Origin of the sequence: Agreia sp. PsM10, from assembly GCF_030433855.1 — a bacterium.
GTDB lineage: Bacteria > Actinomycetota > Actinomycetes > Actinomycetales > Microbacteriaceae > Agreia.
On record NZ_JARUXC010000002.1, the window covers coordinates 399,585 to 415,186 of the forward strand.

Below are 15,602 nucleotides of genomic sequence, written 5' to 3' on the forward strand. Positions count from 1 at the left end.
GAACTCGCGGCAGCCTGCGATTCGACAACGCGTTACAGGTCATTTACACGATTGAAACGAAGCAAGGTCCTCTGTGCGTGCAAGTAATCTTGCACGTATCGTTTCCGCACCGATCCCACGCAGGAGCACCATGTCGCGCACCATCAGACTCGCCGTCATTCCCGGAGACGGCATCGGCCCCGAGGTCGTCGCCGAGGCCGTCAAGGTGCTCGACGCCGTGGCCCCCTCCGCGGGCCTCACCGTCGAGAAGACGGAGTTCTCGCTGGGGGCGACCCGTTTTCTCGAAACCGGCGACGTGCTGACCGACGACGACCTCGCATCCATCTCGTCGCACGACGCGATTCTTCTCGGCGCCGTCGGGGGAGTGCCCGGCGACCCGCGCCTCACGAACGCCAACATCGAGCGCGGGCTGCTGCTGAAACTGCGCTTCACGCTCGACCACTACGTGAACCTGCGCCCCACCACGATCTACCCCGGTGTCGCCAGCCCGCTGTCGAACCCCGGCGACGTCGACTTCGTGGTCGTGCGCGAGGGAACCGAGGGTCCCTACGTGGGCAACGGCGGCGCCATCCGGGTGGGAACGCCGCAGGAGATCGCCAACGAGGTGTCGATCAACACGGCATTCGGCGTCGAGCGCGTCGTTCGCTTCGCCTTCGAACTGGCGCAGTCGCGCCCGGCCAAGAAGCTCACCCTGGTGCACAAGACCAACGTGCTCACCTTCGCCGGCGGAATCTGGCGTCGGCTGGTCGACACCGTCGGGGCCGAATATCCGGATGTCGCCGTCGACTACCTGCACGTCGACGCCGCCACGATCTTCCTGGTCACCGATCCTGCTAGATTTGACGTCATCGTCACAGACAACCTCTTCGGCGACATCCTCACCGATCTGGCCGGCGCAATCAGCGGCGGAATCGGCCTGGCGGCCTCGGGCAACATCAACCCCGACGGAGCCTTCCCCAGCATGTTCGAGCCGGTCCACGGATCCGCGCCCGACATCGCAGGCAAGCAGATCGCCGACCCCACGGCCGCGATCCTGTCTGTGGCACTGCTCCTCGATCATCTCGGGGTTCCGGATGCCGCGGGCACGGTTCGCGACGCCGTGACGGCCGACATCGCGACCCGGCAGGCAGACCACCCGCGCACGACGAGCGCGGTGGGCGACGCCATCCGCGACGCGGTCGCCGCATCGCTCGCCCGCTGACACCGAACCTTTTCGACTAAGGAATTCGCAATGACCGATCTCGACACCACCTTCCCGCTCACGTTCACCCTCACCCCGTCCGAGGCGGTGCGCGCCGAGGTCGAGCGCGAGGCGATCCTCGCCGACCCTGGCTTCGGCAAGCACTTCACCGACCACATGGTGCAGATCGACTGGACCCTCGCCGACGGATGGCACAACGCCGCCGTCGTGCCGTACGGTCCGCTGCTGCTCGACCCCGCGGCATCCGTTCTGCACTATGCGCAGGAGATCTTCGAGGGGCTCAAGGCCTACCGTCACGCCGACGGCTCGATCTGGACCTTCCGGCCAGAGAAGAACGCCGAGCGCCTGCAGCGCTCGGCCCGTCGGCTCGCGCTGCCCGAACTGTCGACCGAGGACTTCGTCGAGTCGCTGAAGCAGCTGATCGCGGCCGACGGCGCGTGGGTTCCCGAGGGCGGCGAGACGAGCCTCTACATCCGGCCGTTCATGTTCGCCAACGAGAGCTTCCTCGGCGTGCGCAGCGCGCAGAAGGTGGGCTACTACGTGATCGCGAGCCCCGCCGGGGCGTACTTCCCCGGGGGAGTGACGCCGGTGTCGATCTGGCTGTCGACCGACTACGCGCGCGCCGGTCGCGGCGGCACGGGAGCGGCGAAGACGGGCGGCAACTACGCTTCGTCGCTGCTGCCCCAGGAGGAGGCGTACGAGCACGGCTGCGCCCAGGTGCTGTTCCTCGACTCGTCAGAGGGAAAGTACCTCGAGGAGCTCGGCGGCATGAACGTGTTCCTCGTCAAGAAAGACGGCACGCTCGTCACGCCGGAGTCGTCGTCGATCCTCGACGGCGTCACCCGCGACAGCATCATCGAGCTGGCCAAGGCCCGCGGTCACAACGTGGAGCACCGCAGGGTCACGCTCGACGAGTGGCGCGACGGCGTCGCATCCGGTGACGTGGTCGAGGTGTTCGCGTGCGGCACCGCAGCCGTGGTCACGCCGATCGCGGCGCTGAAGGGCGCCGACTTCGTGATCGGCGATCCGGATGCTCCGGCCGGCGAGCTCACGATGTCGCTGCGCAAGGAGCTGACCGACATCCAGTACGGGCGCATCCCCGACGTGCACGGCTGGCTGACCCGCCTCGACGCGTAGTCGCGCCCGTTCCCTGAGCTCGTCGAAGGGCCGCCGTTGCCTGAGCTTGTCGAAGGGCGGAGCTACCGCTACTGGCGCTCGCGGTCGTCGGCCATCTCGAGGTAGCCGCTGAGCGCCGCGATGAACTCGTTGCTCGGAACGTGACTCGGGTCTGCCTGTACTTTCACGTACTCGGCCTGCAGCTCGTCGATGGCCTGATCGATCTCGAGCACGGCGAGTGCGTTGCGCTGCTCGTTGTCGAGGCTCACGAGGAATCCGATGGCGCGGTCGATGTCGGCTGCTCCGCCGAAGGAATAGTCGGACATGGGTGTGCTCCTCGAGGCTTGCTGCTGACGGGCGAGGGGATGCTCGCCCCTCGATAGCGTAGCGTTCGCACTAGGCTCGGAAGCGTGAAAATTGCGCGCTTTACGGTCAGCGGGGGAGAGCCCCGATTCGGAATCGTCGATGAGACGGAGATCGTCGTGCTCGTGGGCGACCCCATGTTCGTCGGCTACGAGACGACCGAGGAGCGGGTTCCGCTCGACGCCACGGTCAAGCTGCTCGCGCCGGTCATCCCGCGCTCCAAGGTCGTGGCCGTGGGCAAGAACTACGCCGACCACGCCGCAGAGATGGGCGGCGAGGCTCCCACCACCCCGCTGATCTTTCTGAAGCCCAACACCTCTGTGATCGGGCCGGGCGACGCCATCCAGTTGCCGCGCGAGAGCTCGCAGGTCGAGCACGAGGGCGAGCTCGCCATCGTGATCGGCAGCATCGCCCGCGACGTGAAGAAGGAGGACTACGCCGACGTGGTCTTCGGCTACACGATCGCGAACGACGTGACCGCGCGCGACATCCAGAAGGCCGACGGCCAGTGGGCCCGGGCCAAGGGCTACGACACGTTCTGCCCGCTCGGCCCGGTCATCGAGACCGAGTTCGACTTCTCGAATGCGGCCATCGAGGTGCGCGTCGACGGCGAGCTGCGCCAGAGCGGCAACACCAGCCAGATGATCCACTCGATTCCCGAGATCATCGCCTTCGCGTCGAGCGTGTGGACGCTGCTGCCGGGCGACGTGATCCTCACGGGTACGCCCGCCGGAGTCGGCCCGTTCGTCGACGGACAGAAGGTCGAGGTCTCGATCGAAGGACTCGGCCTGCTGAGCAACCCGGCCAAGAACCGCTAGCCGCCGCTGATCGGTAGGATTGCAGGCGTATGTCTGATACCTCCCTGCACCCCGTGTCCACTGCGACCGGCGCCGACGTTCGCGTTCGGTTCTGCCCGTCGCCCACCGGTACGCCCCACGTCGGCCTGATCCGCACCGCCCTGTTCAACTGGGCGTACGCCAGGCACACGGGCGGCAAGCTCGTGTTCCGCATCGAAGACACCGACGCGGCGCGCGACTCGGAGGAGAGCTACGGCCAGCTGCTCGACGCGCTGCGCTGGCTGCGCCTCGACTGGGACGAGGGAATCGACGTCGGAGGCCCCGATGCGCCCTACCGCCAGTCGGAGCGCACCGACATCTACCTCGAGGTCATCGAGAAGCTCAAGGCCTCGGGCCACCTCTACGAGAGCTACTCCACGGCCGAGGAGATCGACGCCCGCAACGAGGCGGCCGGCCGTGCCAAGCAGCTCGGCTACGACAACTTCGACCGCACGCTCACCGACGAGCAGCGCGAGGCGTTCAAGGCAGAGGGACGCCAGCCGGCGCTCCGCCTGCGCGTTCCCGACACCGAGCTGAGCTTCACCGACCTGGTGCGCGGCGACATCACGTTCCCCGAGGGGTCGTTCACCGACTTCGTGGTCGTGCGCCCCAACGGTGCCCCGCTCTACACGCTGGTCAACCCGGTCGACGACGCGCTCATGCACATCACGCACGTGCTGCGCGGAGAGGACCTGCTCTCGTCGACGCCCCGGCAGATCGCGCTGTACCACGCGCTCATCGACATCGGAGTGGCCGAGTGGGTGCCGCAGTTCGGCCACCTTCCCTACGTCATGGGCGACGGCAACAAGAAACTGTCGAAGCGCGACCCTGAGTCCAACCTCTTCCACCACCGCGACCGCGGCTTCATTCCCGAGGGCCTCGTGAACTACCTCGCCCTGCTGGGCTGGTCGCTCACCCACGATCGCGACGTGTTCTCCATCGACGAGATGGTCGCGGCGTTCGACGTGACAGACGTCAATCCCAACCCGGCGCGCTTCGACCTGAAGAAGGCCGAGTCGATCAACGGCGACCACATCCGGCTGCTCAACCCGGTCGACTTCGCGGCCCGCACGATTCCCTATCTCGTGCGTGACGGCATCGTGAACGAGCCCCTCAACGACTACGAGGAGCAGCTGCTGCTGAAGGCCGCGCCGCTCGTGCAGGAGCGCATGGCGCTGCTCGGCGACGCCCCGGCCATGCTCGGGTTCCTGTTCGTGCAGGGTGCGAACCTCGAGTATCAGCCGGATGCCCTGGCCGGGCTTCCCGAGAACACCGGGCTCGTGCTCAGCGCGTCGATGAACGCCCTCGAACTGGTCGAAGAGAGCAACTGGAACGCGGCCGAGATCCAGGCCGCGCTGCAGGCTGTGCTCATCGACGGTCTCGGCCTCAAGCCGCGCATCGCCTACGGCCCGTTGCGCGTCGCCGCCTCGGGGCGCAAGGTGTCGCCGCCACTGTTCGAGTCGTTCGAGCTGCTCGGCAAGACCGAGTCCATCGCGCGCATCGATCGTCTCTCGAGCAAGCTGGGCTAGGCCGTGATCGAGATCTCGAGGCCCCAGGCCGCCGCGCCCGTCGGAGGACACGTCGACTGCGTGATCATCGGCGCGGGCCCCGCGGGCATGTCGGCCGGGCTCAACCTCGTGAGGGCGCGCCGACGCGTGCTTCTCATCGACAGCAATCGGCCTCGGCACTCCGCCACTCTGAAGAGCCACGGATTCATCACGCGCGACGGCGTCTCGCCGCTCGAGCTGCGCAAGGCCGGCCGGGCCGAGTTCGAGGCCTACCCGATGGCATCCTTCCAGCAGGCCCTCGTCACGAGCGTCTCGGTGTCGGATGCGGCGGGCACCCCGGCGGAGCAGCTGAGAGGCCGGCCCGAGTATCGGGTGCAGGCCACGGCGATCCGTGGTGGGGGAGCGGTCGACGTGACCGCATCCGCCGTTCTCATCGCGTCGGGTCTCAGCGAGACCCTGCCCGCACTGCCGAGCGTTCGCGCGTACTACGGCTCGAGCCTGCACAGCTGCGTCGAGTGCGACGGCTTCGAGAAGAGCGACGAGCCGCTCGCGCTGATCGGCGAGAGCGACGACCTCGCGGAGCGGGCACTGTTGATCTCGCAGTGGTCGAGCGACCTGATCGTGTTCACGAACGGAGTCGGAACCGTCTCGGAGGCTGACGAGGCGTCGCTTGCCGCGCGCGGCATCCGGGTCGAGCGGCGAGCCATCGCCGATGTCGTGGGCGACCGGTCGGGCCTCACGGGCGTGCAGCTGGTCGACGGCGAGGTGATCCCGCGCACAGGCGGTTTCGTTCGCCCTTTGTGGGAGACGAAGCTGGAGTACGCGGCGTCGCTCGAGATCCCCGAGACGGCCGACGGCTGGATCGAGGCCGACGCCGACGGGCGCACCCCGGTGGCGGGCATCTACGCGGCAGGCGACGTGGTTCCTCCCGGGCCGCACCAGCTGATCGTGGCGGCGGGCGAGGGCGCGCGCGCGGCGGCCGTGATCAACCGCTACCTGATCGGCTCGCTGTAGGGCGTGGTGGGCTCGCTCGGTTTGAGTGCAGCCCCCGCGTAGGCTAGTGTTGACTCTCGGTCAGGGCTTCGGTTCTGATGCAGTGGGGTATGGTGTAATTGGCAACACGGAAGATTCTGATTCTTTTGTTCTTGGTTCGAGTCCAGGTACCCCAGCAGTAGAAGCCCGGTCAAGCCGGGTTTTTCCTTCTTTCTAAGCATTTTCATGCTTGAAAGTCGCACTTTTATCCCTTTCGCGAGTGAACGTCGCGATATCTTGCGGTTCGTACAGAGTCGTATCGACGGCCCTTCACGTCGAAGATGTAATCGACAACGATCTTGGTTCGAGTCCGACTTCTCGTTGAGAGGTTGCACAAAATACCACTGCTGATGCCGAGCAACACTGCCGCGGCACCGGCGTCGAGGAAGCGAATCGGTCCGCTGACGGTGGCTGACTTCATGGGGTTCCTTCCACTCATGAGTCATATGCGCGGCACAGGGCGTTTGCCGTGTTGTCTCGCGCACATTCGTTCTAAGGGGGGCTCTCGCTATCCCTATGGATCGGGAGGCGTCGCCTGCTGGGCGCTCCGGGGCTCGATTGGTCCCCCGCCCGTCGTGGTCGCGGATCAGACAACAACGCACGTTTTCAGATGGTTGAGGAGTCTTGGGGTGCTCGTTGAGCAGACGCCGTCGGTCTGCCGGCGACAACTGACAGCCGCGACGGGCCAACCTTTCGCATTGGATAGCTTGATCGTGAACACTGCAATTGGCAGCGCACTGAGTTGTATATTTGCAATACTTTCGGAGTATTATGTAGCTATTATCAAAGTACGGAGGAATTCATGGGACGCCAGAAAATTGCGATGAGGCCTGCCGCCGCTGATGCGGCCCGTGTCCTCGGTCAGCAGGTCCGCCTCTCGCGGCATGAACGGAACTGGACTGCGGCCGAACTCGCTCAGCGCGCCGGGGTCTCGGCTCGAACTGTGGCAGAGGTCGAAAACGGTTCAGCGACGGTATCAATGGGAAACGCACTGAACATCGCGGCGACAGTCGGGCTTCCGCTGTTCGGGGAGACCAAAGCGGAGGGGCTCGCGAACGAACGCCGCATCCGGGACGACAAGTTAGCGCTCCTACCCTCACGCGTGTACCACCGGACTAGCCGTGACGCAGACGTCAGCCTCGATTTCTGACCGCGTCTACGTCTGGGCGTGGCTACCGGACGCATCAGAGCCAACGCCGGTCGGACTGCTGCTCCGCCGAGATGGCACCGGACTTTCGTTCCACTACGGCGAACGCTACCTCGATCGTCGCGGGGCGGTCAGCCTCTACGGCCCTCTGCTGCCGCTCCGCGACGAATGGTTCGAGCCCACCGGTGACCTCGGTATGCCCGGCGTCCTTCGCGACGGCGCCCCGGACGGTTGGGGTCGACGGGTCATCCTTAACCGGCTTACTGGAACCCGGGGCATGGACGCCGACGTCGCGCAGCTGGACGAACTGACCTACCTCCTCAACTCGGGCTCCAACCGATTCGGAGCCATCGACTTCCAAGCCAGTCCTGTCGAGTACGTGCCCCGCAACGAAGCTGCCTCATTGGACGACCTCCATGAAGCCGCGCTGCTCGTAGAAGCCGGTGAACTGCTCCCGATCGGGCTTTCCGATGCGCTTCTCGGCGGATCGACCATCGGTGGCGCCCGGCCCAAAGCCCTGATCGACGACGGTGACCAGCAGTGGATTGCCAAATTCTCCACGTCTTCAGATTTGTACTCGGTGGTGGGCGCGGAAGCGGCGAGCATCGAGTTGGCGCGCCGAGCCGGTATTGACGTCCCCGATTCCAAGGTCATGAGGTCACTTGATCGCGACGTGCTGCTCACCAGGCGGTTCGACCGGCCGGGCGGGGGACGCAGGCGGATGGTCATATCCGCGTTGACGATGCTGGGTCTGGACGAAACAGAAGCACGGTATGGAAGCTATACAGCCTTAGTCGAAGTCTTCCGCCAGTTCGGCAATCAGCCGTCCGCTGCCGCCCGCGATCTCTTCCAACGGATCGCGTTCAACATCGCGATAAGCAACACAGATGACCACCTGCGCAACCACGCTGCGTTCTGGGACGGTAGGCACATTGACCTAACTCCCGCATACGACCTCAGCCCCATGAACCGAAGCGGGGAAACGGCGACGCAGGCGATCGCCTACGGCAGCTCGGGGGAGCGCGGAAGCAACTTCGCTTCGCTTCTCGGCGTTTGCCATGAGTATGGGCTCGCAGCACCCGCGGCGCGGACGATCATCGACGGCGTCATCTCCGCGGTGCAGGACGGATGGGATGACGCCGCAGACTTAGCGCGGCTTACCTCGATCGATAAGGGCCTGTTGTGGGGACGCCAGTTCCTAAACCCGGGCACCACCCACGGCTACTAGCGCCTGAAACAGGCAAATGACCTCGAGTCAATCCGAAGGTGCCGCGCGGGCGTAGATGGACAGTGACCACCGCCGACGTCGGATACCTTTGGCGAAGGACACGAGGAGAATTCAGTGACGAACACCGCAAGTTGGCCCATCAAGACACTTCTGCTCGGACGGCTGCTCCCTGACCCGAATAATGTCCGGATCCAAGGTGTCGTGACGGACGAACGCTCGACGCTCAAGTACCTGTACGACAACGAAGAGGTTCTCGACCTCGCAAAAGACATCCTCCGCGACGGATACACCGACATCGAACCGCTGCTGGTGTACCTCGAAGGTTCCAAGTACGTCGTCCTTGAAGGAAACCGCCGCGTATCGGCGTTGAAGGGCCTGAAGGATCCGAACAAGGTGGCGGGGTGGACAGCCCGTATTCAAGCCGAGAAAGAGAGAATTGACGGTTACGTTGAGGTCACGCGGGTGCGCGTGATCGTCGCGCCCGACCGTCAGGCCGGACTGCCGGCGGTCGCGAGACTCCACACCCGCACGTCGAAGAAGCGGTGGGCCCGCGAGCAGCAGGCCAAGTTCTTCTTCGACAAGGTTTCGGGCTCGGTAACCGTCGCGAATCTCCGGGCGGAGTACCCGGCCGAGGCTTCGAAGATCCCGAAGTTCATCTCCATGGGCGACATGGCGGCGCGTGCCCGCGCGGCCGCCGCCTCGGACAAAATCGCTCTCGCGTTCATGAACACTACCGGCTTCAAGATGACCTCGTTCGAGTACTTGTACAACAGTTCCGTATTCCGGAGCCTCTCCGGCGTAACTTTCTCGCCCGACGGATTCGCGACCTTCTCCGCCACCTCAGACGAAGAAACGAAACGACTGCTCGTGCAGATCATTCTCGATCTCAAATCGGGATTGCTATCGACTCGTACCGCGAACCGAAAGGTTGGTTCCACGGAACACAGCCTCTACGTGGAATCCCTCATGCGGATCGCGCGCGGAACTACGACGGTTCACACAAAGCTTGAGCCGGAAGACGACGACGAGGAATCCACGGGAGGAGACGGCGGAGACGTGCGAGACGGCGGTGGCTCGGACGGCGGAGCTAGCGCAGGGACCGACGGCAACACGTCGGGAACCGGCGGCGTGCCCACTGAAGACGAAGACGAAGACGAAGACGACGACGGGGAAGACGAAGACGAAGACAACCGCGAGGAGAATGACGATGAAGGCGCGTCGGGCGCTCAAGGCAAACGCGAGCGTTCGCCAAACGCTGCTGCGTATGACCGCCGGCTGGACTTCAATGGACTTCCGCTTGGACTTCCATCCCCGGGACTCCGAGCGCGGTACGACGAACTTCGCCGCCTCGAGGTCAACACTTTCCCGAACGCGGCCGTGGACACAATCCGGACATTCCTTGAAGTGTCCCTGAAGGTCTACTTCCTCGAAGCGGGGACGCCGGTGACGAGTCCGAAGGGCCCAGTTCAACTGAGCCACTGCCTCTTGCAAGCTGCGACTCATTTCAGGTCGAACCAGGCCGCTACCCACGTACTTAGCGTCTTGAAGTCGAACCAGCCGCTTACGAGCGGAAAATACCTCGGTTCGGCAATGGCGCTGAACAACTCGAACCACGAACCGGAAGCGATCTTCAGCCGCGAGGATGTGAACGCGATGTGGGCTCAGCTGAAGCCCCTCGTAAAGATCCTTCTAAGCGGCCCGGTCGCCCCTCCGGCTGATAATGCTGCGCAGGTCGTCGGAGACGATAAGTAGCTCGCGAGCCTTGCCGACGCGGTGAGCACTGTAGTGGAGCTCAAAATCGTAAACTCCGCGTTCCGGATAGAGGTCGCGTACCAACTTCGTGTCATCGTAAGTGAGCAACCAAGTACCGCCGGCATTGGCGTTCATTGACTCGGCGAGCACACTGTGCTCTCGCTCTCCGAAGGAGTTGAGGTAAAGCGAACCGCCGGCCTCAACATACGGAGGGTCGACGTAGAGGAAGGTGTGTGGGTCCGCCGCATACCGCTGTACGCACTTACGTCCGTCGGTAAACAGAACCTCGATCTGATCGGAAAAAGTGCCGAGCTGCCGGATGCGGCGAGCGAGTTCGACGCGATTGAACCGGGCGTCGATGCGGTACGTGCCGGCTTGTGCTTTGCCGCCGATGACACCGGCATGGAGAACTCCGGAACGATTTGTGCGATTCAGGTAGAAGAAGGCGAAGCCCAAAGCCAGCGGGTCTCGGTCGTCCGCCGCGCGGTACACGGCCTTCTGCCGCGCCCACTCGTCGAGATCCAGCGGCACTGTTTCCACTAGACGGGCGAACGTCTCGTTTTCGTTCACGACGGAGTTCCAGAAACTGTTGACCGCTACGTCGAGGTCGTTGATGACGACGAGTTCGACTAGGCCGCCGGCTAGGAGTGACAGTCCTGCGCCAGCACCGCCAGCGAACGGTTCGACGTAAGTGACGTGGTCCAGACCCGACTCAGCGATGACATCGGCGAAAAACCCGGCGAGCTTCGTCTTGCCTCCCGGATACCGGAGCGGTGTGTGCAGGCCGAGGCGTTGCTGGGATGCCACGGAGACTAGGTTCACGGTGGGCTCAATTCTTGCTCAGTTCTAAACGTGATTCAGACAACGATCCCACACGATGGGTTTGCCGGGTCCGAAACGCGCTGCGAGCCCGTCGATGGCGCGGTCGAGCTCGAGGTTCTGATCAGATACCAGCGGTGGACGGGTCATCCGGCTGGTGTCGCTGTGGATGCCAGAACCTCTTAGAGTGCCAGAAACAGTCCGTACCGATGCGTATCAGGACGTACTATGAGACATCCAAAATCCGCGAGAACACGCGGAACTCGGGGGTTGAGCGATCGTCTGCACTCGAATCTTTTGTTCTTGGTTCGAGTCCAGGTACCCCAGCAGTAAAGGCCCGATGATTCAGGCCTTCTTTGTTTAAGCCCTCAGTCGATCCAGAGCACGATGCCGGTCGCGTCCGACAGCACCGCGGCCGCACCGGCCCGGATGGCATCGGCGCAGCGCTCCGGGCTGAACGAGCTCTCGTCGAAGAGCGTGGCCGAGCCGAGTCCCTCGCCCCGGAAACCGGCGCCCGACCATTCGACCGCGGTGACGTTGTAGGTGGGCTCAGCGAGTTCGGCGCCCAGCACCAGGAAACGCATGTCGAGGTGATTCGGCGTCACGAGCGAGAGCGGATCGATGAGATCCTGCCCGGCGGTGACGATCAATTCGGGATTCATCTCCATGGCCTCGACGATTCCGTCGATCGGGTTGGCGCCGGTCTCGACGTGGCGCAGGTCGACATCTGATGCCTGTGCCCACTCGGTGACCGCCGTGGTGAGCATCTGTGTCGTGACGTCGTCGCCGGAGGTGAGGAGCACCACGCGGTATCCGGGTGACGGCCGCACAGCAGCCCACGACCCGGCGTCCGGTTTCACGGTCGCCTCGGGCGAGGGGGCGACATCGGGCATGAACCCGGCGTCTGGTGTGCCGATCGGCGTGGTCGCCGGGAGCGGCGAGTTCCAGTCCGCGCTCGCGCATCCCGCGAGACCCAAGACGAGCGATGCCGCGACGACAGCGGCGAGGAGGTGGGCGCGAGGCGGCACGGAGGTTCCTTGCGAAAGAGGGACAGGTCGCCTGAAGAATGCCTCACCGCGGTGTCGGTGTGGTTGCGAACGAGTCCCTTTCTGGCAAACGTTGTGCACTCTGCGGGCCGTGACATCCGGCCGCAACCTCACCATCTCGGGGTGTTTGCTTGAGTGGTAGGACCCACAACACCAAGCGTTAAGCCAGAGGAAATCTTCAGGCTCGATAGTTCCCGTTGGGCCTGCACGTCGTGGACCCGCACCATCCACATCACATCTCTTTCACCACCTCCTCTTTCAACAGAACGGAAGACTCATGCTTCTGGCAGTCCCCACCCGGCCGAGCGGCCGAGCAGCCCTGTGGCTCTCCGCCGCAGTGGTCAGCGCGGCTCTGGTCCTCGGCGGCTCCCTCGCCGGCCCGACCGTCGCGTATGCGGCCGACACCGCCTCGTACACCGGGATCGTTCTCGGCGTCGGCTCCGACGAGGCCCAGCGCAACATCAGCTGGTACTCCACGGCCGACACCGCCCAGCTCGTGCAACTCGCCCCGAGCTCTGCGCTGGTCAACGGCGACTTCGTCACCTCGGTGACCACGTTCGCCGCATCCGGAGCAGCGAACACCACGACCACCGGCTTCAACCGCCACGCCACCCTGTCCGGGCTCGCCGAGAACACGCAGTACTCCTACCGCGTCGGCTCCGAGGGCAACTGGTCGACCACGTACTCGTTCAAGACGCAGTCCTTCGAGGGCGACTTCGACTTCCTGTTCTTCGGCGACCCGCAGATCGGATCGTCGGGCAACGTGGCCAAGGATCAGGCGGGCTGGGTCGACACCATGAACGTCGCCCTTTCTGCTAACCCGAACGCCGAACTGCTCGTGTCGGGCGGCGACCAGGTCGAGACCGCGAACACCGAGTCGCAGTGGGACGCCTTCATGGCGCCCGACCAGCTGCGCCAGCACCCGTGGGCTGCGACGATCGGCAACCACGACGTGGGCGGCAAGGCCTACGAGCAGCACTTCTACACGCCCAACACCGACCGCTCCGCGGCGTACTACCGCAACGGCAACACGGCGACCGACTCGGGCGGCGACTACTGGTACATCTACAAGGATGTGCTCTTCATCGACCTGAACAGCAACAGCTACAACTCGGCCACCGGTGGCGGTGACGCGGCGCACGTGCAGTACGTCACCGACGTCGTCAACGCCCACGGCGCCGACGCGAAGTACACGGTCCTCACGTACCACCACTCGATCTACTCGGCCGCCGACCACGCGAAGGATGCCGACAACAAGGTCCGCCGTGTCGACTTCCCGACCACCTTCTCGAAGCTGGGCGTCGACCTCGTTCTGCAGGGACACGACCACGTGTACACCCGCAGCTATGAGATCGCGAACGGCGAGAAGGCCAACCCCGACGAGCAGCCCGGCCAGAACGACGTGTTCGTGGGTGAGGGCGGCGTCATCTACATGACGGCGAACTCGGCCTCCGGCTCGAAGTACTACGACATCACCGCACCCGACAACAGCGGCACCTCCGGTGCCGGCAATGGCGCAGACCCGCTGAACCCGAGCAACTACTGGTACGACTCTGTCGAGAACCAGGAGCACGTGCGCAGCTACGTCAAGGTGCAGGTCAAGGCCGACGCGCTCGTGGTCGAGGGCATTCGCGCCGGAACCTGTGACGCGCCCAACGCGGCGGTCGAGCTCGGCAAGGTGGGCTGGTGCGGCACCGTGGGCGCCAACGCACCCGTCGACGGTGTCGGTTCGGTCATCGACTCGGTGACCATCCACCCGTACCACGGCGACGGCGAAGACATCCAGGTCGCCGTCCCGGCCGCGGCTCCCGGCGAGTTCGGCTGGACGATCGACGGTCAGAACGGCCTCGTCGACCTCGGCACCGCGCAGGAGAACAACGGCGCGTTCGAGGCGGCCGGCGAGATCAACCCGATCAAGGTGTCCGACACCCGGTCGTCGCTGTCTCCGTGGTCGCTGACCGCCGTGCTCGGCGAGTTCACCGACGGCGACAAGACCTTCTCCGGCAGCTACATGGGCTGGACTCCGAAGGTCGTCACCGATGGAGCGGGCGCCGTCGCGGGTACGTCTGTGGCGTCGGGCTTCGACGACGGCGGCAAGGGCCTGTCGGTCGACAGAGTCCTCGGCTCCGGCGCTCAGGACCACCCGAAGGGCGAGGCTCTTCTCGGAGCGAATCTCGACCTGAAGCTCCCGGTCGACACCGCCAAGGGCAGCTACCGCGCCACCTTGACGCTCACCGCACTGGCCGGCTGACGCTGAGCTGAGCCCACCACGTCCGTGGGGGGAGGGACTGAGTTCCTCCTCCCACGGACATCCCGCTTTTCACCCCTGCATCGCCCCTCACACCGAAGGTCTCCCGTGAACCTACCCTCCGTCTCCACCCGCCCTGGGGCCCGCATCCGCGCGCTGTCCATCGCGGCGCTCGCCGCACTCCTCGTTCTAGCGCCCGTCGTCGCACCCGCCATGGCGGCGGAGACCGATCCGGTCACCTGGACGGTGCGAACCGCCTCCAACGAATACGGGTCGGAGAGAACCAACTACAGCTACACGATCGATCCGGGCGGCACCATCTACGACTCGATCGTCGTCGCCAACCACGGAGTCGACCCCGTGGAACTGGGGGTCTACGCGTCCGACGGTTCCACGTCGGGAGACGGGCAGCTCTCTTTACTCGTCGCCGGAGAGGAGTCGCACGGCGTGGGTGCCTGGATCACCACGGAGAACCCGTCGGTCACGGTCGCGGCCGGCGAGACGGCGACAGTGCCGTTCACGGTCGCCGTGCCGGCCGACGCCACCCCCGGAGACTACGCGGGCGGCGTTGTCACCTCTCTGACCGTGCCTGACGCCGACGCGGGGGTCAATGTCGACCGGCGGCTCGGCATCCGGGTCAATCTGCGTGTGGGCGGCGAGATCGCGCCGGCGCTGGCAGTGGAGGACATGGCCGTCTCCTGGGGCGGCGGTCTCAACCCGTTCGCGGGTGGCGACGCCACGGTGACGTACACCCTGCACAACTCCGGCAATGCGGCCATCTCGGCCCAGCCGGCCACGCATCTCAGCGGCCCCTTCGGCATGTTCGGCACGGATGCGCCCGCCGTCGACGAGGTGCCCGAATTGCTGCCCGGCGAATCGTGGACTCAGACCGTGACGCTGCCGGGGGTGGCGCCGCTCTTCGCGCTTCTCGCGTCGACGACGGTCACGCCGTTGGTTCTGGATGCCTCCGGCTCCACCTCGCCGATCGCGGATGTCTCCGGCACGGCGGGCGGACCCGCCATCCCGTGGACACTGCTGGTGATCGTGCTGCTGGTGGCCGTCGGCGTGTTCTTCCTGTTCCGTGCACGGGGTGCGCGGAAGAAGTCGGCCGAGAAGCGGCGGGAAGCGGAGGTCGACGCGGCCGTCGCCAAGGCGCTCGAGCAGGAGCGGGCGAAGGCCGGCGCGGCAGCCGAATAGCCGTATGCGAAGAAGGGCCCCGCCGATCGTGATGAACCGCTCCCCGGAAGTTGGACTGAGAAATTCAGTCTCAACTTCTGGGGAGCAGTTTTGCGTGGTCGAAGTTCGT

The 15,602-nt window shown here is 65.1% G+C and carries 13 protein-coding genes and 1 tRNA gene; 11 read left to right on the forward strand and 3 right to left on the reverse strand.

Annotation, left to right across the window (positions count from 1 at the left end):
* Positions 1–130: 130 nt before the first annotated feature.
* Both QCD70_RS03935 and QCD70_RS03940 read left to right on the forward strand, forming a co-directional pair.
* Complete coding sequence (locus QCD70_RS03935) at positions 131–1,201, forward strand: 3-isopropylmalate dehydrogenase (protein WP_301213872.1); 1,071 nt, start codon at positions 131–133, stop codon at positions 1,199–1,201.
* 30 nt (positions 1,202–1,231) lie between these two features.
* Entirely contained in the window at positions 1,232–2,338 is a 1,107-nt protein-coding gene (locus QCD70_RS03940) for a branched-chain amino acid aminotransferase (RefSeq protein WP_301213873.1), read from the forward strand.
* Between the two features lie 68 nt (positions 2,339–2,406).
* Here QCD70_RS03940 and QCD70_RS03945 read toward each other — a convergent pair whose 3' ends face one another.
* Entirely contained in the window at positions 2,407–2,643 is a 237-nt protein-coding gene (locus tag QCD70_RS03945; protein WP_301213874.1) for a hypothetical protein, read from the reverse strand.
* A gap of 84 nt (positions 2,644–2,727) precedes the next feature.
* Between QCD70_RS03945 and QCD70_RS03950 the strand changes: the two genes are divergently transcribed.
* From QCD70_RS03950 to QCD70_RS03980, 7 genes are all read left to right on the forward strand, one after another.
* Entirely contained in the window at positions 2,728–3,498 is a 771-nt protein-coding gene (locus tag QCD70_RS03950) for a fumarylacetoacetate hydrolase family protein (protein WP_301213875.1), read from the forward strand.
* A gap of 29 nt (positions 3,499–3,527) precedes the next feature.
* On the forward strand, positions 3,528–5,045 hold the full coding sequence (gene gltX, locus QCD70_RS03955; protein ID WP_301213876.1) for a glutamate--tRNA ligase: 1,518 nt from the start codon (positions 3,528–3,530) through the stop codon (positions 5,043–5,045).
* Positions 5,046–5,048: 3 nt separating this feature from the next.
* The gene (locus tag QCD70_RS03960; RefSeq protein WP_301213877.1) at positions 5,049–6,038 is read left to right on the forward strand and encodes an NAD(P)/FAD-dependent oxidoreductase; all 990 of its coding nucleotides are present in this window, start codon (positions 5,049–5,051) and stop codon (positions 6,036–6,038) included.
* An 83-nt stretch (positions 6,039–6,121) separates the two neighbouring features.
* Positions 6,122–6,193, forward strand: a tRNA-Gln gene (locus QCD70_RS03965).
* 665 nt (positions 6,194–6,858) lie between these two features.
* Complete coding sequence (locus QCD70_RS03970; protein ID WP_301213878.1) at positions 6,859–7,206, forward strand: helix-turn-helix transcriptional regulator; 348 nt, start codon at positions 6,859–6,861, stop codon at positions 7,204–7,206.
* Positions 7,178–8,431, forward strand: a complete 1,254-nt coding sequence (locus tag QCD70_RS03975) for a type II toxin-antitoxin system HipA family toxin (RefSeq protein WP_301213879.1) — start codon at positions 7,178–7,180, stop codon at positions 8,429–8,431. The genes QCD70_RS03970 and QCD70_RS03975 overlap by 29 nt, the downstream gene beginning before the upstream one ends.
* 114 nt (positions 8,432–8,545) lie before the next feature.
* Positions 8,546–10,183: a ParB/Srx family N-terminal domain-containing protein gene (locus QCD70_RS03980; protein ID WP_301213880.1), complete on the forward strand. Its 1,638-nt coding sequence runs from the start codon at positions 8,546–8,548 to the stop codon at positions 10,181–10,183.
* On the opposite strand, the gene QCD70_RS03985 is transcribed toward QCD70_RS03980, so the two are convergent.
* Together QCD70_RS03985 and QCD70_RS03990 are read right to left on the reverse strand one after the other, a co-directional pair.
* A complete protein-coding gene (locus QCD70_RS03985) occupies positions 10,121–11,005 on the reverse strand; it encodes a DNA adenine methylase (RefSeq protein WP_301213881.1) in 885 nt (294 codons plus the stop codon). The genes QCD70_RS03980 and QCD70_RS03985 overlap by 63 nt on opposite strands.
* Positions 11,006–11,370: 365 nt before the next feature.
* Positions 11,371–12,030, reverse strand: coding sequence for a hypothetical protein (locus QCD70_RS03990; protein ID WP_301213882.1), 660 nt, complete (start codon positions 12,028–12,030; stop codon positions 11,371–11,373).
* A gap of 295 nt (positions 12,031–12,325) precedes the next feature.
* Between QCD70_RS03990 and QCD70_RS03995 the strand changes: the two genes are divergently transcribed.
* Both QCD70_RS03995 and QCD70_RS04000 read left to right on the forward strand, forming a co-directional pair.
* Positions 12,326–14,299 carry a purple acid phosphatase family protein gene (locus QCD70_RS03995; protein ID WP_301213883.1) on the forward strand — a complete coding sequence of 658 codons (1,974 nt, stop codon included), beginning with the start codon at positions 12,326–12,328 and terminating at the stop codon, positions 14,297–14,299.
* A 105-nt stretch (positions 14,300–14,404) separates the two neighbouring features.
* On the forward strand, positions 14,405–15,493 hold the full coding sequence (locus QCD70_RS04000) for a WxL protein peptidoglycan domain-containing protein (protein WP_301213884.1): 1,089 nt from the start codon (positions 14,405–14,407) through the stop codon (positions 15,491–15,493).
* Positions 15,494–15,602: the final 109 nt, after the last annotated feature.

Coding starts and splice junctions, on each gene's coding strand:
- gltX (WP_301213876.1), top strand. CDS start 3,528: ATGTCTGATACCTCCCTGCACCCCGTGTCCACTGCGACCGGCGCCGAC.
- QCD70_RS03940 (WP_301213873.1), top strand. CDS start 1,232: ATGACCGATCTCGACACCACCTTCCCGCTCACGTTCACCCTCACCCCG.
- QCD70_RS03935 (WP_301213872.1), top strand. CDS start 131: ATGTCGCGCACCATCAGACTCGCCGTCATTCCCGGAGACGGCATCGGC.
- QCD70_RS03945 (WP_301213874.1), bottom strand. CDS start 2,643: ATGTCCGACTATTCCTTCGGCGGAGCAGCCGACATCGACCGCGCCATC.
- QCD70_RS03995 (WP_301213883.1), top strand. CDS start 12,326: ATGCTTCTGGCAGTCCCCACCCGGCCGAGCGGCCGAGCAGCCCTGTGG.
- QCD70_RS03970 (WP_301213878.1), top strand. CDS start 6,859: ATGGGACGCCAGAAAATTGCGATGAGGCCTGCCGCCGCTGATGCGGCC.